Genomic DNA, 23,145 nt, shown 5'->3' on the forward strand with positions numbered 1-23,145 from the left:
GTTGGGGATTGGACTCCAGATCGCGGCGCTACTCAAAGGTGGGGGGACGTCGCGCCCGCGCGAACGTCTCCAGATCCTCGGCCGTGGCCAGGTCTGCAGCAACACCATCGCCTCGACGTTCCTTGTCGGTCGAACCCATGCCGCCTCCGTGACTAGTAAGTCCGCGTGTACACCTTAATCAGGTCGTCCCTGAAATCGCTGTGCGGGTTGCCGGGTTTCTGCAGTTCCCGAGTGGAAATATGGGCCCGCATGTAGACGTTGATGGTCCGATCATTCACCTCAAGAATGATGCCGGGCATCGTCCCCGGCCCCACACCTTCGGTCGATACCTCATCGCGCTTGAGGTTATGGCGCACGAGCTGGTCACTGAATATCTCGCCAATGTCGACTTCTGCTTCCAGCGGAGTTCCGTCACTGGAAATCCAGCTGACCCGGGCGGGCTCTGGGAAGTTGCGGATGGGCCCCATGTTCGCAGTCAGGATATTCGGGTACTTGTCACCCAGCCGAGCAGACGAGCCCTGCAGCTCATCTTCCGGATCAAGCCGCCGCCACATGTTCGAGTAATAGACCTTGCAGCCGCGCGTACTGAAGCTGTACGCATTGAAGTAATGCACCTGGAACTTCAGCGGCCACTCGACCGGCTCGCGTTTCTCGTCGGGCTTGGCGATGGAGGCGATGGGGGCTTTGGAAGTCATCGCGGAAGAACATCCTGTCATGATCAGCGAAAGGGCCAGCGTTGCCGGGCCCACGTAGTTAAGCATCGGAGCGTCCTTTATGTCCGGTGGCCGATTCTAGGCAGGTACGGACGTGCAGGACAGTGACGCAGGGCAAGAACGACGCGGCAAATGCATGGTCCCCAAAACGCAGGGCCCCGCCGAAGCGGGGCCCTGTGACACGGGGAGTTCTGGCGATTACCAGGCCACACTGCAGCCCTGGATGAAGGTCTTCCTGGACGTGGTCTCGCCCCAGCGGCCATCGGCCTCGCCGCATCCTGCGGTCCAGCTGCCGACCAGCGCGCCTTCGGCGTTGTAGTACAGCCACGTGCCCTGCCATGCGGCCTGGGTGGTGGCCGAAACACCGGCCAGCAGTGCCAGCCCCAGCAAACGGATGAAGATTTTCCTGCCCTTGCGATGCATTGGTTCTTCTCCAGTTGGCGCGATCGGATGACCGCGCCGCCACGCCAGGAGGAAACCACGCGAAACCACGCCGGCTTCTGTTAACCGGTTCCCAGACCGGGACATCGCCCCTCAGACCACCCGCGAGCTCACCAGCAGGCGCTTGGCCACCAGGCCGTGGACCTTGCCCACCCCGCGCGCCAGGTGCAGGGTCAGGAACAGCAGCAGCACGCCGCCCAGCATCATCAGCACCGTGTGCAGGAAGGACAGCTGCTCGCCATCCCAGTAGATCGCGCCATAGGTGTCGAACAGCACGCCCACCGGGGCCCAGATCAGGCCGATCGAGGTGGCCAGCAAGGTCACCGTCACCGTGAAGTAGGCGATGCCCAGCGGCAGCATCAGCACGAAGTACAGCATCGTCAGCCAGGTGCGGCTGTCGGTGAACATGTCGCCGATGCGCTGCAACCAGCCGCGGCTGCGGTCGGTGTAGGTGGGACGACGCGGCATGCGTTCGCCCAGCAGCACCTCCACCAGACGCCCTTCCAGCAGCGCCAGGCCACGCACCGAGCCGAAGAACAGCACCGTCACCGGGATGCCGATGATCAGGATCATCAGGCCAAACGACAGTGACAGGCCGGTGATCACCCAGCTGAAGAAGAACACGCCGGTGGCCAGCGACAGCAGCATGTAGAACAGCGCGCCGTAGGTGTGCGGATCCACCGCCACGCCAAAGAAGCGGGCCAGCAGCGAGCGCGGCTTCGGGGGCGAAGGCGGTGCACCGGCAGGCTTGCGTGCCGGCGCGGCCGACACTACCGGCGTACGCAGCGCGCGGCTGACGGTGATCTCGGTCTCGCGGTAGATCTCGGCCACTTCTTCCGGCGCGCCGTAGCTGCTGGCCACGCCGGCGATCACCTCGGCCTCGCTCCTGCCGGGCTGCTCGGCCAGTTCGGAGCGCAGGTACTCCTCGGCGTCGTACAGCGCGTCCTGGATCATCGCCGGGTCGGCCCCGGCCAGGGCTTCGCGCAGCTGTGCCAGGTACTGCGGGATCGTCGTCGGCAAGGGCCGTCCGTTTTGGATGTGTTCGTTCATGCGTTTGTCCCTCCCAGCACGGAATCCACGGAATCGCGGGTCGCATCCCACGCCGCGGCCCACTGCCGCAGCGCTGCACGCCCGTCGTCATTGATGCGGTAGTAGCGCCGCGGCGGCCCGGAGACCGAGGGCTCCACGTGGCTCTCCAGCAGGCCGGCGCCTTCCAGGTTGCGCAGCACCGGGTACAGCGCGCTCTGCTTGCCGCTGAGTACCCCGCCGCCGATGCGCTCGAGTTCCTTGGCGATGAGATAGCCGTACAGCGGCTCCTTCGCCTTGGCCAGCACCGCCAGCAGCACCAGCGACACCGTCCCGGCGCTCAACTCCTTCTGGAACTTCTTCAGATGGGCTTCGATATCGGTCATCGCCCCGCTCCCGGACTAGCTTGAAGGCAATACTAGTGTTGAGTTCGGTATAGCGGATGTGCTGTTAGTCATGGCCGTGCATGGCTGGCCCGTGCGGGAGCCGATCGCGCAGAATCGGGCGATTCACCCAGCCGGAAGCGCCCGATGACCCTCCGCCCTGCCCTGCTTGCCTGCGCCCTCACCCTGGCCACCCTGTCGACCACCGCACCGGCGGCGGAGAAGTACCGCAGCGCCCAGGAAATCCTGTCGCAGTCACCGGCCAGCGACTGGCGTACCCTGGACCCGGCCAACACCCTGTACATGGACCTGGAAGGCGGCACCGTGGTGATCGAGCTGGCCCCGGCGTTCGCGCCGGAGCATGTCGACAACATCCGCACCCTGGCCCGCGGTGGCTTCTGGGACGGGCTGAACATCTACCGCTCGCAGGACAACTTCGTCGTGCAGTTCGGCGATCCCGACGGCGAGAATCCGGCCAAGGCGCGCTCGCTGGGCAAGGCGAAGACCAAACTGCCGGCCGAGTTCCAGCGCCCGTCCAAGGGCCTGGACTTCACCGCCCTGCCCGATTCCGACGGCTGGGCCGATGAAGTCGGTTTCGTCGATGGCTTCCCGGTCGGCCGCGACCCGAAGGACGGCACCACCTGGCTGGCCCACTGCTACGGTGCGCTCGGGGCCGGCCGCAATACCGACGAGGACAGCAGCATCGGCGCCGAGCTGTACGTGGTCACCGGCCAGTCGCCGCGCCAGCTGGACCGCAACATCACCGTGGTCGGCCGCGTGGTGAAGGGCATGGAACTGCTCAGCGTGATCCCGCGCGGTCCCGAGCCGATGGGCTTCTACGAGGACCCGGCGCAGCGCACGCCGATCCGCGCCATCCGCCTGGCCAGCGAGGTTCCGGCGGCCGAGCGCATCCCGCTGCAGGTGCTGCGCACCGATTCGAAGACCTTCGCCGACGCCACCGAAGCCCGCCGCAATCGCCGCGACGATTTCTACAAGCGCCCGGCCGGCCACATCGACCTGTGCAACGTGCCGCTGCCGGTGCGCATGGCACCGGGGAGCAAGTAAGCACTGCAGCACTGGCCCGGCGCAATGCCGGGCCATTCGGTTCCAGCGGGTGCCGTGGCAAGGCGTCCGGCGGTTTCGCTTCACCTGCCCTTTGCCGGGTTTCGGCCACCCTGCCGGTCCCGAGAAATGGAAGGACCACCATGCCCACCCTGCGCATCCGCATCACCGGCAGCGACGACGATTCGCGCGCCATCAGCAACCTGCTGCAGAGCCTGGACGGCGTCGAGCATGTCGAGGAAACCGACGACCTGATGCCCCACCTGGACGACGAGGATTCCAGCTCGGCCGGGCTGTCCGACGACGAAGGCCCGGGCATGAGCGAGTTCGAAGTGGAAGTCGGCAACGAAGCCACGGCCGAGAAGGTGCGCACCGCGGTCGAGATTCTGGCCCGCGAGCTGGAAGTGTTTGTCGAGTTCGAACAGGACGAGGGCTGAGCCCCGTCCCGGCAGGCTTCGCCACCCCGGCGAACGCCTGCCCGCGGCGCGGCCTCAGAGGCTGGCGCCGTCCACCTGCTTGACCGTCAGCGTGGCCAGGTCCAGCTCCGGCAGGCAGCGCACGTTGACCGCCACCATCGCCTCGCCATTGCCCGGGTTCCGGCCCTCACTGAACGGGGCGATGCCGCACACCGGGCAGTGATGGTGGTCGATGTGCTTCTTGTTGAACTGGTAGGTGCCCAGGTCCGCCCGGTCGGTATGCAGGGTCAGCGCCGCGGCCGGCGCAAACCACAGCAGGCCGCCGCGGCGACGGCACATCGAGCAGTTGCAGTCGTAGACCTCGGTGATGCCGTCGCCGGCGTCCACGGTGAAGGCGGTCTTTCCGCAATGGCAGCTTCCGTCGTACTTCATGGCGCACTCCTGGCTGGGAAAGCGCCAGCCTAAGCCAACCAACGGCATGTGTGCCCGATCGCAGGCACCGCCTATGCTGGCGGCCTTCCGTCACCACAGGAGGGTTCTACCCCGAAATCACGGACTGTTTGGAAAGGGCTGAAAACTTCTGGTCCTGCTTGCCCCGGCGCCGTCGCATCCTGGGGTTGTGGCGGCGCTCGATATATTCGAACACATCGGACCGGGCGGCATCGAGTGTGGGATACGTTGTGCGATAGATCCGCTCGCGCTTGAGCAATCCGAAAAAGCCCTCGCAGGCTGCATTGTCGCCACAATGCCCCACCGCACTCATCGAGCAAAGCAGGCCATTGGCGGCCAGGTAGCCCTGGTAATCGCCGCTACGAAATTGACTGCCGCGGTCGGAGTGCAGGATCAGCGGATGCCGCTCCTGCCGTTGCCAAACCGCCATCTGCACCGCTCTGATCACCATCTGCCGGTCCTGCCGATGATGCATGGACCAGCCCACAATGCGCTGATCAAAAAGGTCCAGCACGACGCATAGATACAGCTTGGCCTGCTGGGTCTTGATCTCGGTGATGTCGGTCACCCACTTGGTTTCCGGCTCCAGGGCGCTGAAATCACGCTCCAGCAGGTTGCGCACGCCCGGCGGCGTCAGTGTCGGTTGAGCGCGCTGGCCACGCCGTTTCGGGCGTGGCCAGCCCTGCAGGCCCGCTGCCGCCATCAATCGGGCAACCCGGTTCCGACTGGCCATCAACCCTTCCTCGACCAGATCCTCCTGCATGCGGCCGGCCCCCAGCGTGCCCCGGCTGTCCTGGTGCAGCGCATGGATACGGCTCAGCAAGCGCTCGTTGTCGTGCTGTCGAGCACTGGGCAGTCGCTTGCTCCAGTCGTAGTAGCCACTGGTCGATACCCGCAGGCAACGGCACATCAGGCGAATCGGAAACTCATCGCGGCAACGTTCGATCACCTGATACCTCAGGATGATCCCTTGGCAAAGAACGTCGCCGCTTCTCGCAAAAAATCCCGCTCCTTGGTGATCCGGGCCAACTCGCGCTTGAGCCGGGCAACTTCCTCGTCACGCGGGCTACCGGTGCCAACAAAGGCGGCTTTTCCCACCGCCTGTGCCTCCCGCTTCCAGCGAGTCAGCAGGCTGTCACGGATGCCCAGCTCACGGGCTACCTGAGCGCAGCTGACACCTGGCCGACTGGCTTGCTCCACCGCACCACGCTTGAACTCGGCACTGAACTTACGACGCTTTGACATGAACACTCCTCATGGCCTGAATCGGCCTTCTTGTAAGTGTCCGTGAAAACGGGGGTGAACCCGGACCACCGATGCGCAAGCAACTGCTCGCCGCCGCCCTGCTCGCCGCCCTGACCGGCTGCCAGAACGACAAGGCGCCCACCGCCGAAACCCCGACCGCCGCCGCGGCCTCGCAGAGCCAGGCCGACGCCCGCTTTGCCGAGCTCTCGCAGAAGGCGCTCGACACCTGGATGCAGCTCTCGCCGACCAGCGCCACCCAGATCGGCGACCACCGCTATGACGGCGAGATCGACGACATGTCCGAGGCCGGCCAGCAGAAGGGCCTGGAACTGACCAAGGCCCTGCTTGCCGAGCTGGACGCGATCGACGTGGCCCAGCTCTCGCGCGAGAACCAGGTCGACGCCGCCATCCTGCGCAACCAGCTGCAGTCCGATATCTGGAACGTGGAAACCCTGCAGTCCTGGAAGTGGGACCCGCAGGTCTACAACGGCCTGGCCGGTGGCGCGATCTACAGCCTGATGGCGCGTGAGTTCGCCCCGCTGCCGGAGCGGATGAAGTCGGCCATCTCGCGCATCGAGAAGGTCCCGCAGGTCTACGCCGCCGCCCGCGCCAACCTGGACCCGGCGCGCGTGCCGAAGATCCACGCCGAAACCGTGGCCAAGCAGAACCGCGGCATCCTCAGCCTGGTCGACAGCTTCATCGTCCCGCACATCGGCGAGCTGGAAGCCGCCGACCAGCAGCGCCTCAACGCCGCTCTCGAGACCCTGCGCAGCGAAGTGGCCAGCTACCAGGAATGGCTGGACAAGACCCTGGTGCCCAACGCCAAGGGCGAGTTCCGCATCGGCGCCGAGCTGTACGACCAGAAGCTGAAGTTCTCGCTCAACTCCTCGCTCTCGCGCGCCGAGATCGGCGAGCGCGCCCGCGCCGAACTGACCCGCGTGCGCCAGGACATGTACCGCATCGCCCAGACGGTGCTCAAGGACAAGCCCGGCGCCCCGGCCCTGCCCGACCAGCCCAGTGACGACCAGCAGCAGAAGGCCATCGAGGCCGCGCTGGAACTGGCCTATGCCGAGAAGCCGGCGCGCGACAAGGTGGTCGACGACGCCAAGGCCTCGCTCGAGCACGCCACCGAGTTCGTGCGCAGCAAAGACCTGATGACCCTGCCCGACGCGCCGGTGGACATCATCCTGATGCCCGAATTCCAGCGCGGCGTGGCCGTGGCCTATTGCGACTCGCCCGGCCCACTCGACAAGAACCTCAAGACCTTCTACGCGGTCTCGCCGATTCCCGACGAATGGAACGATGAGCAGGTCGATTCGTTCCTGCGCGAATACAACAGCCGCATGATCCACCTACTCTCCATCCACGAGGGCACGCCGGGCCATTACCTGGAAGGCTGGCACTCGGGCAAGTTCCCCTCCACCCTGCGCGCCGTGCTGCGCTCGGGCCTGTTCGCCGAAGGCTGGGCGGTCTACACCGAGCGGATGATGCAGCAGGAGGGCTACCTGGATAACGACCCGCTGTTCCACCTGGTGCAGCTCAAGTTCTACCTGCGCACCATCGCCAACGCGATCCTCGACCAGGGCGTGCACGTGGACAACTGGAGCCGCGAGCAGGCCATGCACCTGATGACCCACGACGCCTTCCAGCAGGAAAGCGAAGCGGCCGGTAAGTGGATCCGCGCCCAGCTCACCTCCGCCCAGCTGCCGACCTACTTCGTCGGCGCGCAGGAACACTTCGACACCCGCAAGACGGTCGAGGAAAAGCAGGGCGCGAACTTCAACCTCAAGGCCTACCACGACCAGATCCTGTCCTACGGTGCCCCGCCGGTACGGTTCGCCCGCCAGCTGATGCTGGACCAGCCGATTGAGTGATGGGTTGGTGCAGTGATGTGAGGTGGTGAAAAGCCCGGCGTTTGCCGGGCTTTTTCTTGTCCATGAGAACTCCGGCGGCGGCGTTATCCCCCGTTTTCGAGGTGATAAGTGCTTATCCAGCAAAAATGGGGTTTTACACGGAGGATCGCCGGCTGGGCCGGTCTCTCGCAAAGCGCCCAAGGCATTGACCCTGCAAGGCCTGCCGCCGCTTCCCAACCCCAGAGCATCGGGCGATACTCCATGCTACACCCCACTTCTGGGGTCTACTTAGAGTTAGGCGGCATGGAGAGATCATGAATCGCTTGATAAATTTCATAAGCAACAACGCACTTGTTTCGACGCTGGTTGGGGCGGCGATTGTGGGGAGCATTGGATGGGTTGCTAAGGCTCACAGAGATCGTCGTGACAGCGCGACCATCTACGAATTCTTGAGCAACTCCAAATCCTCCACTGGCTTTGATTTCCGCAGCACTGCCGCGATTGCATCTAATACCAATCTATCGGAGAGCCGCGTTGCAACTCTTTGCGCGGCCCACCCACGGATCCGCCGCAATGAAAAACAATTGCAATCCTGGACACTGACCGAGTGAGCGGAACGCGCAAACATCTAGCACACTTACAGTAAGTCACTGGCGCGTTCGCATTTCCGACGAGACTGATATGACCAAAACGATCACATTGTTCAAGTACATAGCAACCATCCTCTTGGTGTTTGGCATATCGACTTTTAACGCAGCTCAAAGCGCAGATCGCGATCCCAAGCCGGGTTCCGAGTGGATAGATGAGGCCATAGCTCTAGAAAAGAGCAAGGACTGGAGCGGTCTTGCTAAGCATGCAAGCGCATGGACAGAAGCGCGGCCGTCGGATGAGTTTTCTTGGTATTCCTTGTACATAGCTCTTGAACGGCAGGACGATTCTTCTGGCGCAATAAACTCTGTTTCACGTTCAATTAGAGAACGGCCGGAACTGCTCGATTTTTGGATACGCCTTTCAGATAAATCGATTGAGAGCAAAGAAAACTACGACGCAGTAAACATCTCCAGTGGAATCTTGAAGGTCATAAACTCCATGCCCGCTCTAAAAAACTTAGGGTACGGACAAATGAGGACTGGACGCTATATCGAGGCTGCACGGAGCCTTGAACAGTATGTCGAGTTCGACCCAAACGACAAAACAGCACTCCTTTACCTTGGCCTGATATACGACAACTCTCGTCAGTACGACTCGGCAATAGACTATTTTCGCCGAGCCTTGAAGAACGACCCAGACTACGCTTCCGCTTGGTACTACTTGGCCTACACATATCACAAGCTTGACGGCGATAATGATCGAGCTACAGAGGCCTATGACAAGCTCAAAAAGCTGGACCCAGAGCGAGCGTCTGAGTTAGCTAGTCTGATCCGTTTAGAAGAGCCATCAGCACTATCGCCATCTACAGATACATCGCGGAGCAGGGCGTTAGGGGCGTTCGGTCAGGTGCTTTCTGCACCGCGCCAGCGATCAGCTCCGCAGCAAAACATCTGTAACTGCAAGGGGTACGCCGGACCCGGCGGCCCTTGCTACAACGGACCAGGCGGGGCCGCCTATGACGGTCCCGGTGGACCTGCTTATCGTGGTGCAGGCGGAGCATGTTATGCAGGCCCGGGCGGGCCTGAATACGACGGCCCCGGTGGCCCGGCATACAAAGGACCCGGTGGAGCCCGCTATGACGGGCCAGGCGGCCCTGCATATGATGGCCCCGGTGGACCTGCATATTCCGGGCCAGGTGGCGCTTGTTACGCAGGCCCAGGGGGGCCTTGTTACTCGGGTCCGGGAGGAACAGGCAAAACGTGCCCAGCGATCTGCAAGTGACAGATCAACATCGCAGCCGCCTAACAATTCATTCAAGCCGACGCCGCTTCGCGGCGCGGCTTAATTCAGCAACTGTCTTGAAGCGCGCCGCTCAAGCCAGCGCCAAGCCTTCCATCCTGAGCTCGTCACGTCGCTTGGCGTTGACGATGCCAAGCAGCTTGCGCATGCACGCCACCAACGCAACCTTGCCCAACTTCCCGCGTGCCCTGAGCTGCTGGTAGTGCGCCTTCATCAGCGGATCCCAACGCACCGCCGAGAGCGTGGCCATGTACAGCGCGACGCGGACCGGAGCGCGCCCACCCCGGATCCGGCGTTTGCCTTGTCCTTGGCCGCTGTCCCGGTTCATCGGCGCCACGCCGGTGAGTTTGGCGATCTGACGACGGTCGAGGTGGCCAAGCTCCGGCAGTAGCGCAAGGACGGTGGCCTGGAACACCGGCCCGAGACCTTTGCTTGAACGCAGCGCGGGTGAAGCGTGTTCCTGGATCAAGGCCTTCATCGACCGCTCGATGGCGGCAAGTTCCCGGGTCAGTGCGGCCACGGTCCGTGCAACCAGCTTGCGGACCTCCGGTGGGGCCATGGCCGCCTGTTGCTTCTGCGCCTGAAGCAGCACGACCACCTGGCCACGGCGCCGAAGCCAGTCGCGGAGCTCCCGCTGCCATGCGGGCGGTGCCACATGGCCGCGCAGGCGATCACCGAACATCCCGGCCCTCCGCGCCAGGAGCCTGGCATCGATGGCGTCGGTCTTGGCCAGCTCACCGGTGGCCCGGGCGAAATCCCGCGCCTGACGCGGGTTGACCCGCGCAATCCAGAGCCCGGCATCGCAACAGGCCTCAAGTAGCGGCTCTTCGTAACCGCCGGTGGCCTCGACCACGATCCGCTGCACGTCCATTGCCTCCAGGCGCTTGATCAGCTTGGTGATCCCCGCCCGGTTGTTGGCGAAGCGGTCCACGCCCGGCTGCCCATCTACGGCCAGATCCAGATTGGCCTTGCCCACGTCGATCCCTGCTGCCCGCATGCCCGTTCTCCGCTAGAGTTGGCCGGTCGAGAGCATCGCGCCCGAGGCCCACGCTTATCAGTTCGAGGGCAACCTCGATCAACTGTTCGGGCGCAGGGCGCGAGATCCGGCGTGCGGCCCCTGCTGAATTACGGTGGTGCTGACACCGAGGCGTTATCGGGCGCGCACGCCGGGCTCTCGGCTCTTAGGCTAGGGGAAACTCAAGACATAAGGCGTTAGGCGCGTACCCACTGCTCCGGAAAATCAATGAACCGATGGAACATTCCAAGTTGGCTTGAGGCGGAAGTAATCGCACGCGACACTGATTGCGTTTATTGCCGATCTCCTTTTTCCGATCGGGATGGCCCAAAGCGGAGCCGCCCAAGCTGGGAGCACATCATCAATGACATGCGCATTGTCACGCGCGAGAACATTGTCTTGTGCTGCATAGGCTGCAACGCCAGCAAGGGCGCTAGGGAGTTGCAGGCCTGGCTTGCCTCTCCCTATTGTCAGATGCGGGGCATCGGCCCCCACACTGTGGCGCCCGTTGTGCAAGACGCCATTTCCAGGTGCTATCCCGCCAGCGCGGGCGGCGCCTAAAAAAACTGGGGGAGATTAAAACCGGGGTCAGAGTCGCGTTTCCTCGCAACACGCTCCATAACTGCCTGCTCGAGTCGTACTCGTGAGGCTGATCAACGGCGCCTGCACCTGGCCAGTCTGTGCTGCGTTTTGCGTTCGGATCGATTTCCGCCTTGGGAAGAACGCACGTGGAAATCTCGGCAAAGGTCGTCAGTAGCCTTGATGGGGTTGAGGTACGGGTCGCCACCGGTGCATCCCTGCAGACCCTGGCAGTTCCCGCGAAGGCCACGGGCCGCGGCAGCGCGGTGAATGGAGGCGAGTTCCTCGCCTTGGCGGTGGCTACCTGCTATTGCAACGATCTTTACCGCGAAGCGGAGCGGCTGGGCATTGCCATTTCCGCGTGCGAAGTGATTGCCACCGCCCTTTTCAACGGCATCGGCCAGGGCGCCGCGTCGATCCGCTACGCGGCACGGGTGGAATCCAGCGCAGCCCTAGAACGGATTGAACAACTGCTGTCGGAGACAGACCGGCGGGCCGAGGTGCACAACACACTGCGGGCAGGCTGTGCCGTCGAACGGGTTGCACGGCACGATCCGGCGGACTGACCCGGCCGCTTCGGTGTGGTCGTGCCATGCATGTTTTCGCGTTTCCCATCGCATCCACCCGCCCGGAGAACCGCCATGTCCCCTGCCTGGTCGTCGCGCCTGCTGGCGTTGGCTTTGCCGTTGTTTGCCTGGTCGTCCTCCGTGGTGGCCGGGCCGCCAACGTCGGCACGTGATCAGGTCTGGGAGGCCGAGAAGGCGTTCGCACGCAGCATGGCCAAACGTGACCTTGCGGCCTTTGGACGCTTCATTGCCGACGACGCGCTGTTCTTCTCCGGCACCACCGCCGTGCATGGCAAGGCCGCGGTGGTCCAGGAGTGGTCGGCGTTCTTCCAGGGTGAGTCGGCGCCGTTTTCCTGGGAGCCGGACCAGGTGGAAGTACTGCAATCCGGAACGCTGGCAGTAAGCACCGGGCCGGTCCGTGACCCTAACGGCAAGGTGGTGGCGCGCTTCAACTCGGTCTGGCGGCTGGAAGCGCCCGGGACGTGGCGGGTGATCATCGACAAGGGCAGCCCGCCTTCGCCCGGCCCGCAGGTGGGCGAGTCGGGCGCTGACTGACCGGCGGCTCAATCCGCCGCCAGCACCGGCTCCAGCAGGCGGAACGTCCCGGCCGTTGCATCCATCTCCACCTTGCCGCCGACCGGCACGATGAACTGCTCGGGGATGTGGCCGATCATCGCGCCGCGGTAGGCGGGGATCTTCAGCGGCAGGATGTAGTCGTCGAGGATCTCGTCCAGGGTCAATGAGCCGTAACCGTCGCCCGGGCTGCAGTCGCTGCACTCGCCGAAGATGAAGCCGGCGATCTGGTCGAGCGCGCCCATCAGCTTCAAGGTGCTGAACATGCGGTCAACGCGGTACGGCGCCTCGCCCACGTCCTCCAGGAACAGTATCTTGCCGCGGAAGTCCGGCAGGTAAGGCGAGCCGGCCAGCGCGGTGAGGACGGTCAGGTTGCCGCCGACCAGCTCGCCACGCGCGATGCCCGGGCGGAGGGTCAGGGTGCGGTTCCTGCGCGGCACCAGCTCGCCGTCGTGGTCGACCTTGTTGCGGTACTCCATCAGCTCGCGCTGGAAGAACAGCCGTTCGAACTGGTCGGCGTTGAAGCGGTTCCAGCTGCCGGCGCCGATCTGGCCGTGAAAGGTGACCAACCCGGTCTTCGCGTGGATGGCGCTGTGCAGCGCGGTGATGTCCGAGTACCCGAGCAACACCTTGGGATTGCGGCGGATCAGTTCGTAATCCAGCAGCGGCAGCAGGCGCGCGGCACCCGAGCCGCCACGTACGCAGACGATGGCCTTGACCTGCCTGTCGGCGAACATCGCGTTGAGGTCACCGGCGCGCTCGGCATCGGTGCCGGCCAGGTGGCCATGGCGCGCGGCGTAGTGCTCGCCGGTCTTTACCTTGAAGCCGAGCGCTTCCATCTGCTCGCGGGCCAGCTGCAGGCCCAGCCGGTCGGCAGTGGCAGAGGATGGACTGACCAGGCCCACGGTGTCGCCCTTGTTGAGCGCAGGTGCCAGCAGCCGGCCCCTGGGCGATGCCGCCATGGCGCCGCGCAGGCCGATCAGGGGAAGCGTGGCCGCCAGCGCGGTGCCCGCAATGAATCGCCGTCTATCCATCGAGTCTGGTTCCGAAAGTTCGCACGGCAATCTAGCAATACCGGCGTGGCACGGCCAACAGGAGAACGCGGGGCTGCGGACAACGCTACGGCTGCTCCCTGCCCAGTACCTCCCGGTCGCGCTCGTAGTGCTGACGTAGCGGGAATGGCGGCAGCCACGACTCACGACGCACGGTCCAACCCTCGTAGGTCGGCATGAGCTGGTCGGGCGCATCGAGCGCGCCCAGGTGGATTTCGACCTCGTCGTCGGTACGGGCGAACACCGACGAGCCACAGGCCGGGCAGAAATGCCGGGCCTTGTAGTCGTGCAGCTCGCCTTCGACGCTGACCGCGTCCTCGGGAAAGATTGCCGAGGCGCTGAACAGCGCGCCGTGGTGCTTGCGGCAACCCAGGCAGTGGCAGATGCCGACCCGCCAGGGTGTGCCGGTGGCCACTAACCTCACGTTGCCGCACTGGCAGCCGCCATTGAACCGATCCATGCCCACTCCTCGCGTCTCAGCCGGAGGCTCATGCTAGCGGCGGCGTGCGCCCGGCGTGGCTGAACAAGGGGCTGGCCGGGACGCGCGTATCGTTCGCCCGTCGCCCTGCGGGACTGACCATGGCCACCATCACCCAGGTCCGCTTCACCCTGGCCGAGCCCGACCTTGCCCGCGCCACGGCCTGGTACACCTCGGCGCTGGGGATGGCGGTGGATTTCACTGCGCCGGGCTGGAGCTTCCTGTCACGTGGCGCCTTTAGGGTGATGCTGGGCGAATGCCCGGATGCGTTGCCGGCCGATGCCCTGGGCGACCACAGCTGGTACGGCTATGTCACCGTGGATGACGCGGGCGCGCTGTTCGACGAATATCGCGCGGCCGGGGTGGAGTTCACCCAGTTGCTGGCCGACAAGCCCTGGGGCATGCGTGAGTTCGGCATCCGCACACCCGATGGTCACCGCCTGATGTTCGGCCAGGAGCTGCAGGCTGGTCGCTAGCGGCTTGACGAGGAGTGCCATGCACATCAGCAGACGTGGTTTCATCGTTGCCACTGCCGGGGCAGTGATTGCCAGCGCCGGCGCGACATCCATTACCCAGGGCGGAAACATGTACGGACTGATCGGAAAGATGCGGGCGGTGCCCGGCCAGCGCGATGCGCTGATCCAGATCCTGCTCGAAGGCGTCAGCGGCATGCCGGGATGCCTGAGCTATGTGGTGGCGCGTGACCCCGGCGACGGGGATGCGATCTGGATCACCGAGGTCTGGGACAACGCGGCCAGCCACAAGGCCTCGCTGTCGCTGCCGTCGGTGCAGGACGCGATCGCGCGGGGTCGCCCGCTGATTGCCGGCTTCGACCAGCACATCGAAACCGCGCCGGTAGGCGGCCACGGGCTCCCCGTGGCCTGACGATACCTGCGGCATCCGGGCGGCACGCAGCCGGCCCGGATGCCGGTGGTCTCACTTCTTCTCCGGCACCGGACGCAGCAGCAGGTCCTGGAAGTCGAAGCTGAAATCGGTCAGCGAGGACACCGCCTGCATGCGCACCTCGCGCACCTTGCCGTCCGGATCGAGGCTGAAATTGACGAAGGCATCGGCGTTGAGCGCGCGGTCGTCCCAGCGCACGATGAAGGTGTCGTGCTGCCAGTGCTCCAGTGTGCCGACCAGCTGGTCGGTATTGGCAAAGCGCATGCGCAGCTGCCTGCCCTGCTGCTGGATGGCGATGTCGCCGTACCAGGCGTCGCGGTAATTGCCGGCATAGCCGGACAGCGGGAGCGACGGTTTGGAGCGCGTGTTGCGGGCTTCCACGTGCTTGCGCCACTGCTCGTCGGCATTGTCCTTCGACTTGGCCACCGAGGCGGCATAGGCGGCAACCCAGTCGGTTTCGGGCGCATCGAGGAAGGCGTCGAGCACGCTCATGGTGATGGCGTTGAAGGCCGCGCCGACTTCCTGGTTGGTCAGCACCACCACGCCCAGCTCCTTGCCCGGCACCAGGGTCAGGCGCGAGACCTGGCCCGGCCAGCCGCCGGTGTGCCAGACCAGTTTGTTGCCGCGGTAGTCGCTCAGGCTCCAGCCCTGGCCGTAGCCGGCGTAGTTGGGCATGGCCGCTTCCAGCTGCGGCACGTTCGGCTTGCTCACCACCTGCGGGATGAGCATCTGCCACATCTGCTGCTGGGTCTTTTCGGTGAACAGCGGCGTGCCGTCGGCGAGCTTGCCCTCGGCCAGCTGCACCTTCATCCACCTGGCCATGTCATGGACGCTGGAATAGATGCCACCGGCGCCGGCCGCATTGGACCAGGTCAGCGGCGGCACGGTGCGCAGGTCGGTGAAGTCGTACTTGGCGTGTCCGATGGCGGCCTTGTCGCCCGGGCGCAGGTGGTCGGCGTTGTAGCGGGTGCCGTCCATGCCGACCTTGTCGAAGATGCGCTGCTGCAGGAAGTCGGCGAACGACTGCCCGGACACGCGCTCGATCACCTGCTGGGCCACGGCGTAGAGGATGTTGTCGTAGGCGTAGCGGTCGCGGAAGCCACCCTTGAGCGGGACATTGGCCAGGCGCTGCACCACCTCGGCATTGCTGTAGCGCGTGGCCGGCCAGAACAGCAGGTCGCCGGCGCCCAGGGTCAGCCCGCTGCGGTGGGCCAACAGGTCGCGGATGCGCATCTCGCCGGTGACATAGGGATCGGACATGCGGAACGAGGGCAGGTGTTCGATCACCCGGTCGTCCATCGTGAGCTTGCCTTCCTCGGCCAGCAGGTTCAGCGCGGTGGCGGTGAAAGCCTTGGTGTTGGAGGCGATCGCAAACAGCGTGTCCGGCTCGACCGGTTCGGGCTTGCCCAGCTCGCGCACGCCCCAGCCACGCTCCAGAACCACTTCGCCGTCCTTGACCACGGCCACGGCGATGCCCGGGACATCGAATTCGGCCCGCACCCGCTCGATGGTCTCGTCCAGCTGCTGCAGGCGGGCCGGCACTTCGGCCGCCGCCGTCGGGATACAGGCCATCAGCAACACTCCCCCAAACCACGACTTGTTCAACACGCTTCTCCGGTTGTAGCGGGCGCAGCACCGGCCCGCGGGCATTCGCACGATGGTAACGCGGCAGTGCACACGCTCGACCTCCCGTGCCCCGGAGAAAGCCGATGTCGCAGCCGGCCGATACCATCGCCACCCTCATTCCCTGCCTGCGCTATCGCGAAGCCCCGGCCGCGATCGAGTGGCTGTGCCGGGCCTTCGGTTTCGAGCGCCACGCCGTGTACCAGGACGGCGACACCGTGCACCACGCCGAGCTGGTGTACGGCCGCGGGATGATCATGCTCGGCTCGGCCGGCGGCCACAGCGTCTGGGGCAAGGCCATCGTCCAGCCCGACGAGATCGGCCTGCGCGAGACCCAGAGCGCCTGCGTGATCGTGGCCGATGCCGACGCGCATTACGCCCGCGCCACCGCGGCCGGCGCGCAGGTGGTGATCGACATCGCCGACCAGGACTACGGTGGCCGCGGCTATGCCTGCCGCGACCTGGAAGGCCACCTCTGGTGGTTCGGCACCTACGATCCGTGGCTGGCGCACGGATCGACCGCCAGCGACGCGGCACAATCGCCCTCTCCTGCCCAGCCACGGCCCGCCCATGACTGACCTGTTCGATCCCGCCCCGCCCCGCCTCGACGGCATCCATGTCGGCATTGGCGGCTGGACCTTCGCGCCGTGGCGCGGCGGCATGTTCTATCCCGAAGGCCTGGTGCAGCGGCGCGAGCTGGAATACGCCAGCCGCCAGCTGACTGCCATCGAGATCAACGGCACCTACTACGGCACGCAGAAGGCCGAGACCTACGCACGCTGGCGCGACGAGACCCCGGAGGGCTTCGTGTTCACCGCCAAGGCGCCCAAGCGCATCACCGCCTCGCGCAAGCTCTCCAGCACCGGCCCCCAGGTGGACGATTTCATCGGCGGCATCGCCACCCTCGGTGATCGCCTGGCCGCGCTGCTGTGGCAGTTCGCCGAGGGCTACCGGATGGATGCCGACGAGTTCGCCGCCTTCCTGCAGTTGCTGCCGGCCCGCGCCGGTCGTCATGCATTGCGCCATGCGGTGGAGATCCGCGACCCGGGTTTCGTGGACGAGGCGGTGCTGGCGCAGCTGCGCGCCCACAACGTGGCACTGGTGTTCACCGATTCGCAGGATCACCCGTCCCATGCCGATCTGACCGCGGACTTCTGCTACGCCCGGCTGATGCGCAGCCGCGACATTGCCACCGGCTACACCGCGCCGGAGCTGGCCAAGTGGGCCGACCGCCTGCATCGCTGGCGCGCCGGCGAGGACCTGGCCGAGCTGCCCCACGTGGACTCGGTGCAGGCCAAGGGCAGCAAGCGCGAGGTGTTCACCTTCTTCATCAGCTCGGCCAAGCACCGCAATCCGGCCGCGGCGATGAAACTGCAGCAACTGCTGACTGGCTGAAACCACGACCCCGGCCCGGGGATGGGACCGATGGCACTGCCCGCGCGCGGGCGACGGGCGATAATGCGCCGATGCCAATCACCGATACCCGCAAGGCGCTGCTGCAAATCCACTTCTGCGTGCTGTTGTGGGGCATCACCGCCATCCTCGGCAAGCTGATCACCCTGCCCGCCCTGCCCCTGGTGTGGTGGCGGATGCTGCTGGTGGTGGCGATGCTGGCACTGATCCCGCGCGTGTGGCGCGGCCTGTCGGCGCTCAACCCGAAGCTGGCGCTGGCCTACTGCGGCATCGGCGCGCTGGTCGCCCTGCACTGGCTCACATTCTACGGCGCGGTGAAGCTGGCCAATGCGTCGGTGGCGGCCACCTGCATCGCGCTTGCGCCGGTATTTACCTCGATCATCGAACCCTGGGTTGCGCGGCGGCCGTTCCAGTTGCGCGAGCTGGCCTTTGGCATCGCGGTGCTGCCGGGCGTGGCGCTGGTGGTTGGCGGCGTGCCGGACGGCATGCGCCTGGGCGTGGCGGTGGGGGCGGCCTCGGCGCTGCTCGTGGGCCTGTTCGGCTCGTTCAACAAGCGCATGGTCGCCCATGCCGACCCGCTGACCGTGACCGCGCTGGAACTGGGCGCCGGCACCCTGACCCTGACCCTGCTGGCACCGCTGCTGCCGTTCCTGCTGCCGGCGCTGGCCGCCGACCTGTGGGTGGTACCCGACCTGCATGACGGCCTGCTGCTGTTGCTGCTGTCGGGCGTCTGTACCCTGCTGCCGTTTGCCCTGGCGCTGGTGGCGCTGCATCACCTCAGCGCCTACACCGTGCAGCTGGTTACCAATCTGGAACCGGTGTACGCGATCGTGCTGGCGATGCTGTTGCTGGGCGAACAGCGCGAGCTGACCCCGCAGTTCTACCTGGGCGTGGCCATCATCCTGGCTGCAGTGTTCCTGCATCCGCTGCTCAACCGGCGGCGCCCGGTGCAGCACGCCGAACTGCTGGCGACCTCAGAGGCGCGCAACGTCGGAGAATGAGCCGTCGGTGGTCTCGCTGACGGCCACCCGGTCGCGACCATCACGCTTGGCCAGGTAGAGCGCCTGGTCGGCGCGACGGATGCCGTGTTCGGCCGCTTCGCCACGCTGCAGCTGGGCCACGCCGATGCTGACGGTCACCGGCAGGTTCAGCGGCAGCAACTTGACCTGCTCGCGCAGCAGCTCGCAGTGCAGCCGGGCCTGGTCCAGGTTGCGGTCCGGCAGCAGCATCACGAATTCCTCGCCGCCGAAACGGGCGATCATGCCGCAGCCGGCCGCACTGGCACGCAGCAGCGCGGCCAGCTCCACCAGCACCTGGTCACCGACGTCGTGGCCGTGGAAGTCGTTGACCTGCTTGAAGTGGTCGATGTCGATCATCGCCACCGATACCGGCTGGCCGGTGCGCTGGCCCTGCTCCACCGCCGTGGCCAGCGATGCGGTGAACGCACGCCGGTTGGGCAGCCCGGTCAATGGATCAGTGCGGGTCTGCTCGGCCAGGTCGGCGTTCTGCGCTTCCAGCCTGGCGTAGTAGTCGGCCAGCTGCTTTTCGTACCAGTCGTGTTCGCGCTGGTAGAAATCGATCTGGCGCGCCAGCTGGCGCATCTCCATCATCCGGCTCACCTGGCGCGACAGCGCCAGCAGCGCCCCGGTCTGCTGCGGACCCAGCGGCCGCGGTTCCGGGTCGAATACGCACAGCGTGCCCAGCGCGTAGCCATCGCTGCTCAGCAAAGGCGCGCCGGCATAGAAGCGGATGTGCGGCTCGCCGGTCACCAGCGGGTTGTCGTGGAAGCGCTCGTCGCGGAGGGCGTCCTCCACCACCATCAGGTGCTCAGGCTGCATGATGGCGTGGCCACAGAAGGACACGTCACGCGAGGTCGAACCCGCCTCCAGCCCGACCACCGACTTGAGCCACTGCAACTCGGAGTCGATCAGGGTCACCGCCCCCATGGCCGTGCCACACAACGTGGTGGCGATCATCACCAGGTCGTCGAAGGCCTGCCCGCGCTCGCCATCGAGCAGGCGGTAACGGTGCAGCGCCTGCAGGCGCTCGGCTTCGTTATCGGGGACCGGGGGCTTGATCATGGGTTCTCCATGGCGAGGCGGGTCTGACCGGGGATCACCAGTCCTGGTGCTTTGGCAGCAGCATACGCAGTTCGGCGTCGGTGAGGTTGCGCCACTGCCCGGGCCTGAGCGCGCCCAGCTTGATGTTGTCGACGCGCACGCGCCGCAGCTGGGTGACCCGGTAGCCGAAGGCGGCGGCCATCAGGCGGATCTGTCGGTTCAGCCCCTGCTGCAGGGTGATGCGGAAGCCGTACTTGGCCAGCTTGCTGGTACGGCACGGCAGGGTCATCTGGTCGTGGATGCGGACCCCGCGGGCCATGCCGCGCAGGAATTCATCGGTGACCGGCTTGTTGACCTCGACCAGGTACTCCTTCTGGTGGCCGTTCTCGGCACGCAGGATCTGGTTGACGATGTCGCCGTTGCTGGTCATCAGGATCAGGCCTTCCGAATCCTTGTCCAGACGGCCGATCGGGAAGATGCGCTGCTCGTGGCCGACGAAGTCGACGATGTTGCCCTTGACCGAGCTTTCGGTAGTACAGGTGATGCCCACCGGCTTGTACAGGGCAATGTAGACGTGGCGGCGGGCGCCGGGCTTCTTGGCCTCGCGGGCGCGCAACGGCCGGCCGTCAACACGGACCTCGTCGCCCTCGCCGAACACCGCGCCGGTGCCGGCGGGGATGCCATTGACGGTGACGCGGCGTTCGCCGATCAGGCGGTCGGCTTCGCGCCGGGAGCAGAAGCCGGTTTCGGCGATGTGTTTGTTGAGTCGGGTCGTCATGCGGCAATTATCCGCGATCCCCGTCCCCGCCGGTGGTGTGCGCGCACCAGCCCGTGTTGCCGGCGCAGTTTCCATTCACGCCGCAGGTGTCCTGGCGACCTCGGCCAGCAAGTCTGCCAGCGGGCACGGCACGTGGATGGCGTGTCCCTGCAGCCCGTCCACGCCCATCTGGCACAGCGGCTTGATCAGGGTCTCGCGCTCCACCCACTCGGCCACCACCCGCATGTCCCAGGTCGCGGGCCAGGCCGACGATGGCGCGCACGGTGGCGCGGCTGACCTCGTTGGTGTCCAGGTCAAGCACGAAGCTGCCGTCGATCTTGAGCACGTCCGGCGAGAGCTGGCGCAGGAAGGACAGCGAGGACAGGCCGTTGCCGAAGTCGTCCAGCGCGATATGGCAGCCCAGCTCGCGCACGGCCGCGATGAAGCGCCGGGCCTGGGCGAAGTTGCCGACGGCCGAGGTCTCGGTGATCTCGAAGCAGATGCGCCGGGCCAGTTCCGGCTCGCTGGACAGCTCGGCCATGACGAAATCCAGGAACTCGGCCTGCCCCACCGACAGCGCGGACAGGTTGACGTTGCAGCGCTGCAGCCGGGCCAGTTTCCGCGGTGCCTGCCGCAGTTCCTTCAGCACGCAGGACAGCACGTGCCGGTCCACCGACGTGCCCATGCCGTCGCGCTCGACCACCGGCAGGAATTCGGCCGGCGAGCGCAGCTGGCCCTGGTCGTCGCGCAGGCGCAGCAGCACCTCGCAAGACAGCGCCTGCGGCTGGGCCACGCAGCGGATCTTCTGCGCGAACAGCACCAGCCGGTCCTCGGCGATGGCGCGGCGCACGTTGTCCAGCCAGCGGCCCTCGTGCTGGCGCTCGAGCAGCGGGTCGTTGCCGCGGAAGTAGTGCACGCGGTTGCGGCCGGCCTGCTTGGCCGCGTAGCAGGCGTTGTCGCAGGCGCGCATCAGCCAGTTGAGGTCGGCCACTCGCTGGTTGATCTCGACCACGCCGATGCTGCAGCCCACCCCTGGCGTGGCCGTGGCCCTCGCCAAAGAGCTCGTTGCGCAGCGCGTCGTTGATGCGCTTGAGCACCGCCTCCGCACCGTCCAGGGTGGTGTCCGGCAGCACCAGCACGAACTCGTCGCCACCGTAGCGACCCAGCCAGTCGTCCTGGCGCAGCTGTGCCTGCACGGTGGCGGCGAAGCGGCACAGGAAGGCATCGCCGGCGCCGTGGCCGAAGGTGTCGTTGACCTGCTTGAAGTGGTCCAGGTCCAGCACGCACAGCACATGGCGGGTGCCGCGGCTGCGCGTCTGCTGCAGCAGTTGCTGCAGTTCCTTCTCGATCTGGCGGCGGTTGATCAGCCCGGTGAGCACGTCATGGCTGGCGTGGCAGGCCACTTCCTCGGCCAGCGCGTGGGCCTGGGATACGTCCTCGACGATGGCCATCACCCGTGTCTCGCCGTCCTCGGCAGTCACAGTCGAGGCGCTCCAGCGTGCCCACAGGGTGCTGCCATCGGCGCGGCAGAAACGTCGCTCGCCCGGCTGCAGCTGGACCGGCCAGTCGATGCCGCCGTCGGTGGCAGCCAGCTCGTCCGGGTGCAGCAGCTCGACCAGCGACATGCCGCGCAGGGTGGCTGGCGGCCGGTCCAGGATCGTGGCCAGCGCGCGGTTGGCCTCCAGCACCCGGCCGTCGGAGGCGAGCTTCATCATGCCCACCGTGGCCTGGTGGAAGGCGGCGCGGAAGCGGCTTTCGTTCTGCGCCAGATGGTTGCGGATGCGGCGGATCAGCAGCACCGACAGCAGCGCCAGTGCCATCAGCGATACCGCCGACAACAGCAGCGTGGCCTGGCGTGCGGCGCGGGCACCATCGAGCAGCGACTGCGAGAACGCCATCTCCAGCACGCGCAGCTCGTTGTCCAGCACCTGCAACCGTTGCTGGAATTCCTCGATCTGCTCAGCCGACAACGGTCCTTGCCGGTAGGCGGCCTCCAGTTCGTAGGCCATGGTCTGCAGCTGCAGGATGTCGACCTCGCCCTGCCGCCACAGCTGCACCGCGTCGCGGAAGTAAGACCAGTTGCGTGCGTAGCGGAAGCTGGAGATCAGCCGCGGAATGTTGCGGGGATGGTTGCCGCCCTCGAGGAAGCCCTGGCGGGCGACTTCCAGGTCGGGCGGATCCTGCTCCAGCGCCAGCCGCCCGACGCGGTCGCCCAGTGGCGCCTGCAGGGCGTAATGCGCGTCGGCCAGGTCCTCGGCTCTGCCGTGCTGGGCGTAGCGGTAGAGCGCATGCACGGCCTGCTGCTGGCCCTTGGACCAGGCACCCTCGCCGGCAATCCAGGCAATCGAGCTGGCCTGCAGTTCCATCATCAGGGCCGAGAGGCCGCCCAGGCCCGCGGCAACAACAAGCAGCAAGAGGAAACGCCGGGTCAGCCATCCGGCGGCACGATCGGTACGCGTGCTGTGGCGAGCGACTTCCCCGCGCGTGCTCATTGCTTCCCCCTGCCAGGGTCCTTGGCTTGGACCGCCTGCCGCACACCCTTGCCAAGGGCACCCGGTGACTCCGGGAGCGGCCCGCGCGATCAACCGGCCAAGGCTGCCCCGGGCATGTGTGGATCCCGTCACGATCATGGACGCGAAAGCCCCGG

Annotated in this window: 25 protein-coding genes and 2 pseudogenes; 12 read left to right on the top strand and 15 right to left on the bottom strand. The window is 65.9% G+C overall.

The genetic code is table 11. The features are described 5' to 3' along the window. Nucleotides 1-152: 152 nt before the first annotated feature. The 4 genes from LG380_RS07375 to LG380_RS07390 all read right to left on the bottom strand — a co-directional run bounded on the left by LG380_RS07375 (nucleotide 153) and on the right by LG380_RS07390 (nucleotide 2,566). Nucleotides 153-761 (bottom strand): hypothetical protein, encoded by a 609-nt coding sequence (locus LG380_RS07375; RefSeq protein WP_225764299.1) that lies wholly within the window; start codon nucleotides 759-761, stop codon nucleotides 153-155. Between the two features lie 150 nt (nucleotides 762-911). Beyond that, nucleotides 912-1,136: a DUF6289 family protein gene (locus tag LG380_RS07380; RefSeq protein ID WP_225764301.1), complete on the bottom strand. Its 225-nt coding sequence runs from the start codon at nucleotides 1,134-1,136 to the stop codon at nucleotides 912-914. 111 nt (nucleotides 1,137-1,247) lie between these two features. Next, a complete protein-coding gene (locus LG380_RS07385) occupies nucleotides 1,248-2,204 on the bottom strand; it encodes a sensor domain-containing protein (RefSeq protein ID WP_225764303.1) in 957 nt (318 codons plus the stop codon). Beyond that, nucleotides 2,201-2,566, bottom strand: a complete 366-nt coding sequence (locus LG380_RS07390) for a PadR family transcriptional regulator (RefSeq protein WP_225764305.1) — start codon at nucleotides 2,564-2,566, stop codon at nucleotides 2,201-2,203. Before LG380_RS07390 ends, LG380_RS07385 begins: the two co-directional genes overlap by 4 nt. A 144-nt stretch (nucleotides 2,567-2,710) precedes the next feature. Here LG380_RS07390 and LG380_RS07395 point away from each other — a divergent pair, with 144 nt between their 5' ends. Together LG380_RS07395 and LG380_RS07400 are read left to right on the top strand one after the other, a co-directional pair. Next, nucleotides 2,711-3,628 (top strand): peptidylprolyl isomerase, encoded by a 918-nt coding sequence (locus LG380_RS07395; RefSeq protein ID WP_225764306.1) that lies wholly within the window; start codon nucleotides 2,711-2,713, stop codon nucleotides 3,626-3,628. 140 nt (nucleotides 3,629-3,768) lie between these two features. Continuing rightward, on the top strand, nucleotides 3,769-4,062 hold the full coding sequence (locus tag LG380_RS07400) for a hypothetical protein (RefSeq protein WP_225764307.1): 294 nt from the start codon (nucleotides 3,769-3,771) through the stop codon (nucleotides 4,060-4,062). Nucleotides 4,063-4,116: 54 nt separating this feature from the next. Here LG380_RS07400 and LG380_RS07405 read toward each other — a convergent pair whose 3' ends face one another. Both LG380_RS07405 and LG380_RS07410 read right to left on the bottom strand, forming a co-directional pair. Further along, entirely contained in the window at nucleotides 4,117-4,473 is a 357-nt protein-coding gene (locus tag LG380_RS07405; protein WP_225764308.1) for a GFA family protein, read from the bottom strand. A 106-nt stretch (nucleotides 4,474-4,579) separates the two neighbouring features. Then, nucleotides 4,580-5,736 (bottom strand): IS3 family transposase gene (locus LG380_RS07410; protein ID WP_225764309.1). Its coding sequence is split into 2 segments (ribosomal slippage): nucleotides 4,580-5,496 and nucleotides 5,496-5,736, totalling 1,158 coding nucleotides; the frame shifts between segments, so codons are not numbered across the junction. A 71-nt stretch (nucleotides 5,737-5,807) separates the two neighbouring features. Here LG380_RS07410 and LG380_RS07415 point away from each other — a divergent pair. The 3 genes from LG380_RS07415 to LG380_RS07425 all read left to right on the top strand — a co-directional run bounded on the left by LG380_RS07415 (nucleotide 5,808) and on the right by LG380_RS07425 (nucleotide 9,461). Continuing rightward, entirely contained in the window at nucleotides 5,808-7,610 is a 1,803-nt protein-coding gene (locus tag LG380_RS07415) for a DUF885 domain-containing protein (RefSeq protein ID WP_225764310.1), read from the top strand. A 293-nt stretch (nucleotides 7,611-7,903) separates the two neighbouring features. Further along, on the top strand, nucleotides 7,904-8,200 hold the full coding sequence (locus LG380_RS07420) for a hypothetical protein (RefSeq protein ID WP_225764311.1): 297 nt from the start codon (nucleotides 7,904-7,906) through the stop codon (nucleotides 8,198-8,200). A gap of 70 nt (nucleotides 8,201-8,270) precedes the next feature. After that, complete coding sequence (locus LG380_RS07425; protein ID WP_225764312.1) at nucleotides 8,271-9,461, top strand: tetratricopeptide repeat protein; 1,191 nt, start codon at nucleotides 8,271-8,273, stop codon at nucleotides 9,459-9,461. A gap of 91 nt (nucleotides 9,462-9,552) precedes the next feature. Here the strand turns inward: LG380_RS07425 and LG380_RS07430 are convergent, their stop codons facing one another. Continuing rightward, the gene (locus tag LG380_RS07430; RefSeq protein WP_225764313.1) at nucleotides 9,553-10,476 is read right to left on the bottom strand and encodes an IS110 family transposase; all 924 of its coding nucleotides are present in this window, start codon (nucleotides 10,474-10,476) and stop codon (nucleotides 9,553-9,555) included. Between the two features lie 746 nt (nucleotides 10,477-11,222). Between LG380_RS07430 and LG380_RS07435 the strand changes: the two genes are divergently transcribed. Beyond that, the gene (locus tag LG380_RS07435) at nucleotides 11,223-11,639 is read left to right on the top strand and encodes an OsmC family protein (RefSeq protein WP_225764314.1); all 417 of its coding nucleotides are present in this window, start codon (nucleotides 11,223-11,225) and stop codon (nucleotides 11,637-11,639) included. A gap of 75 nt (nucleotides 11,640-11,714) precedes the next feature. Beyond that, nucleotides 11,715-12,194: a nuclear transport factor 2 family protein gene (locus LG380_RS07440; RefSeq protein ID WP_225764315.1), complete on the top strand. Its 480-nt coding sequence runs from the start codon at nucleotides 11,715-11,717 to the stop codon at nucleotides 12,192-12,194. Nucleotides 12,195-12,202: 8 nt separating this feature from the next. On the opposite strand, the gene LG380_RS07445 is transcribed toward LG380_RS07440, so the two are convergent. Together LG380_RS07445 and LG380_RS07450 are read right to left on the bottom strand one after the other, a co-directional pair. Then, nucleotides 12,203-13,246 carry an LD-carboxypeptidase gene (locus tag LG380_RS07445; RefSeq protein WP_225764316.1) on the bottom strand — a complete coding sequence of 348 codons (1,044 nt, stop codon included), beginning with the start codon at nucleotides 13,244-13,246 and terminating at the stop codon, nucleotides 12,203-12,205. An 85-nt stretch (nucleotides 13,247-13,331) separates the two neighbouring features. After that, entirely contained in the window at nucleotides 13,332-13,724 is a 393-nt protein-coding gene (locus tag LG380_RS07450; protein ID WP_225764318.1) for a GFA family protein, read from the bottom strand. A 119-nt stretch (nucleotides 13,725-13,843) separates the two neighbouring features. Here LG380_RS07450 and LG380_RS07455 point away from each other — a divergent pair, with 119 nt between their 5' ends. Then, the gene (locus LG380_RS07455; RefSeq protein ID WP_225764319.1) at nucleotides 13,844-14,218 is read left to right on the top strand and encodes a VOC family protein; all 375 of its coding nucleotides are present in this window, start codon (nucleotides 13,844-13,846) and stop codon (nucleotides 14,216-14,218) included. Nucleotides 14,219-14,237: 19 nt separating this feature from the next. Next, a complete protein-coding gene (locus LG380_RS07460) occupies nucleotides 14,238-14,627 on the top strand; it encodes a putative quinol monooxygenase (protein ID WP_225764320.1) in 390 nt (129 codons plus the stop codon). Between the two features lie 51 nt (nucleotides 14,628-14,678). Here the strand turns inward: LG380_RS07460 and LG380_RS07465 are convergent, their stop codons facing one another. After that, nucleotides 14,679-16,217 carry a serine hydrolase gene (locus tag LG380_RS07465; protein ID WP_225764321.1) on the bottom strand — a complete coding sequence of 513 codons (1,539 nt, stop codon included), beginning with the start codon at nucleotides 16,215-16,217 and terminating at the stop codon, nucleotides 14,679-14,681. 137 nt (nucleotides 16,218-16,354) lie between these two features. On the opposite strand from LG380_RS07465, the gene LG380_RS07470 reads away from it, so the two are divergent. From LG380_RS07470 to LG380_RS07480, 3 genes are all read left to right on the top strand, one after another. Then, nucleotides 16,355-16,846 carry a VOC family protein gene (locus LG380_RS07470; protein ID WP_225764322.1) on the top strand — a complete coding sequence of 164 codons (492 nt, stop codon included), beginning with the start codon at nucleotides 16,355-16,357 and terminating at the stop codon, nucleotides 16,844-16,846. Continuing rightward, nucleotides 16,839-17,663, top strand: coding sequence for a DUF72 domain-containing protein (locus LG380_RS07475; protein WP_225764323.1), 825 nt, complete (start codon nucleotides 16,839-16,841; stop codon nucleotides 17,661-17,663). Before LG380_RS07470 ends, LG380_RS07475 begins: the two co-directional genes overlap by 8 nt. A gap of 71 nt (nucleotides 17,664-17,734) precedes the next feature. Further along, nucleotides 17,735-18,682 (top strand): DMT family transporter, encoded by a 948-nt coding sequence (locus LG380_RS07480; RefSeq protein ID WP_225764324.1) that lies wholly within the window; start codon nucleotides 17,735-17,737, stop codon nucleotides 18,680-18,682. On the opposite strand, the gene LG380_RS07485 is transcribed toward LG380_RS07480, so the two are convergent. The 5 genes and pseudogenes from LG380_RS07485 to LG380_RS15890 form a co-directional block, all read right to left on the bottom strand. Beyond that, complete coding sequence (locus LG380_RS07485) at nucleotides 18,656-19,762, bottom strand: sensor domain-containing diguanylate cyclase (protein WP_225764325.1); 1,107 nt, start codon at nucleotides 19,760-19,762, stop codon at nucleotides 18,656-18,658. The genes LG380_RS07480 and LG380_RS07485 overlap by 27 nt on opposite strands. A 34-nt stretch (nucleotides 19,763-19,796) precedes the next feature. Further along, nucleotides 19,797-20,519, bottom strand: a complete 723-nt coding sequence (locus tag LG380_RS07490; RefSeq protein ID WP_225764326.1) for a pseudouridine synthase — start codon at nucleotides 20,517-20,519, stop codon at nucleotides 19,797-19,799. Nucleotides 20,520-20,594: 75 nt separating this feature from the next. Then, nucleotides 20,595-20,744, bottom strand: coding sequence for a hypothetical protein (locus tag LG380_RS07495; protein ID WP_225764327.1), 150 nt, complete (start codon nucleotides 20,742-20,744; stop codon nucleotides 20,595-20,597). A gap of 61 nt (nucleotides 20,745-20,805) precedes the next feature. After that, nucleotides 20,806-21,723 (bottom strand): annotated as a pseudogene (locus LG380_RS07500) (GGDEF domain-containing phosphodiesterase); the annotation flags it as partial. Further along, nucleotides 21,620-23,128: pseudogene (locus LG380_RS15890) on the bottom strand (sensor domain-containing diguanylate cyclase); the annotation flags it as partial. The pseudogenes LG380_RS07500 and LG380_RS15890, both read right to left, overlap by 104 nt. Between the last annotated feature and the right edge of the window lie 17 nt (nucleotides 23,129-23,145).

The sequence above is a fragment of the Stenotrophomonas sp. Marseille-Q4652 genome, from assembly GCF_916618915.1.
GTDB lineage: Bacteria > Pseudomonadota > Gammaproteobacteria > Xanthomonadales > Xanthomonadaceae > Stenotrophomonas.

Bases quoted from the DNA above. Each gene is read 5' to 3' on its own strand.
- LG380_RS07375 (WP_225764299.1), bottom strand. From the start codon at position 761: ATGCTTAACTACGTGGGCCCGGCAACGCTGGCCCTTTCGCTGATCATG.
- LG380_RS07380 (WP_225764301.1), bottom strand. From the start codon at position 1,136: ATGCATCGCAAGGGCAGGAAAATCTTCATCCGTTTGCTGGGGCTGGCA.
- LG380_RS07385 (WP_225764303.1), bottom strand. From the start codon at position 2,204: ATGAACGAACACATCCAAAACGGACGGCCCTTGCCGACGACGATCCCG.
- LG380_RS07390 (WP_225764305.1), bottom strand. From the start codon at position 2,566: ATGACCGATATCGAAGCCCATCTGAAGAAGTTCCAGAAGGAGTTGAGC.
- LG380_RS07395 (WP_225764306.1), top strand. From the start codon at position 2,711: ATGACCCTCCGCCCTGCCCTGCTTGCCTGCGCCCTCACCCTGGCCACC.
- LG380_RS07400 (WP_225764307.1), top strand. From the start codon at position 3,769: ATGCCCACCCTGCGCATCCGCATCACCGGCAGCGACGACGATTCGCGC.
- LG380_RS07405 (WP_225764308.1), bottom strand. From the start codon at position 4,473: ATGAAGTACGACGGAAGCTGCCATTGCGGAAAGACCGCCTTCACCGTG.
- LG380_RS07415 (WP_225764310.1), top strand. From the start codon at position 5,808: ATGCGCAAGCAACTGCTCGCCGCCGCCCTGCTCGCCGCCCTGACCGGC.
- LG380_RS07420 (WP_225764311.1), top strand. From the start codon at position 7,904: ATGAATCGCTTGATAAATTTCATAAGCAACAACGCACTTGTTTCGACG.
- LG380_RS07425 (WP_225764312.1), top strand. From the start codon at position 8,271: ATGACCAAAACGATCACATTGTTCAAGTACATAGCAACCATCCTCTTG.
- LG380_RS07430 (WP_225764313.1), bottom strand. From the start codon at position 10,476: ATGCGGGCAGCAGGGATCGACGTGGGCAAGGCCAATCTGGATCTGGCC.
- LG380_RS07440 (WP_225764315.1), top strand. From the start codon at position 11,715: ATGTCCCCTGCCTGGTCGTCGCGCCTGCTGGCGTTGGCTTTGCCGTTG.
- LG380_RS07445 (WP_225764316.1), bottom strand. From the start codon at position 13,246: ATGGATAGACGGCGATTCATTGCGGGCACCGCGCTGGCGGCCACGCTT.
- LG380_RS07450 (WP_225764318.1), bottom strand. From the start codon at position 13,724: ATGGATCGGTTCAATGGCGGCTGCCAGTGCGGCAACGTGAGGTTAGTG.
- LG380_RS07455 (WP_225764319.1), top strand. From the start codon at position 13,844: ATGGCCACCATCACCCAGGTCCGCTTCACCCTGGCCGAGCCCGACCTT.
- LG380_RS07460 (WP_225764320.1), top strand. From the start codon at position 14,238: ATGCACATCAGCAGACGTGGTTTCATCGTTGCCACTGCCGGGGCAGTG.
- LG380_RS07465 (WP_225764321.1), bottom strand. From the start codon at position 16,217: ATGGCCTGTATCCCGACGGCGGCGGCCGAAGTGCCGGCCCGCCTGCAG.
- LG380_RS07470 (WP_225764322.1), top strand. From the start codon at position 16,355: ATGTCGCAGCCGGCCGATACCATCGCCACCCTCATTCCCTGCCTGCGC.
- LG380_RS07475 (WP_225764323.1), top strand. From the start codon at position 16,839: ATGACTGACCTGTTCGATCCCGCCCCGCCCCGCCTCGACGGCATCCAT.
- LG380_RS07480 (WP_225764324.1), top strand. From the start codon at position 17,735: ATGCCAATCACCGATACCCGCAAGGCGCTGCTGCAAATCCACTTCTGC.
- LG380_RS07485 (WP_225764325.1), bottom strand. From the start codon at position 19,762: ATGATCAAGCCCCCGGTCCCCGATAACGAAGCCGAGCGCCTGCAGGCG.
- LG380_RS07490 (WP_225764326.1), bottom strand. From the start codon at position 20,519: ATGACGACCCGACTCAACAAACACATCGCCGAAACCGGCTTCTGCTCC.
- LG380_RS07495 (WP_225764327.1), bottom strand. From the start codon at position 20,744: ATGCGGGTGGTGGCCGAGTGGGTGGAGCGCGAGACCCTGATCAAGCCG.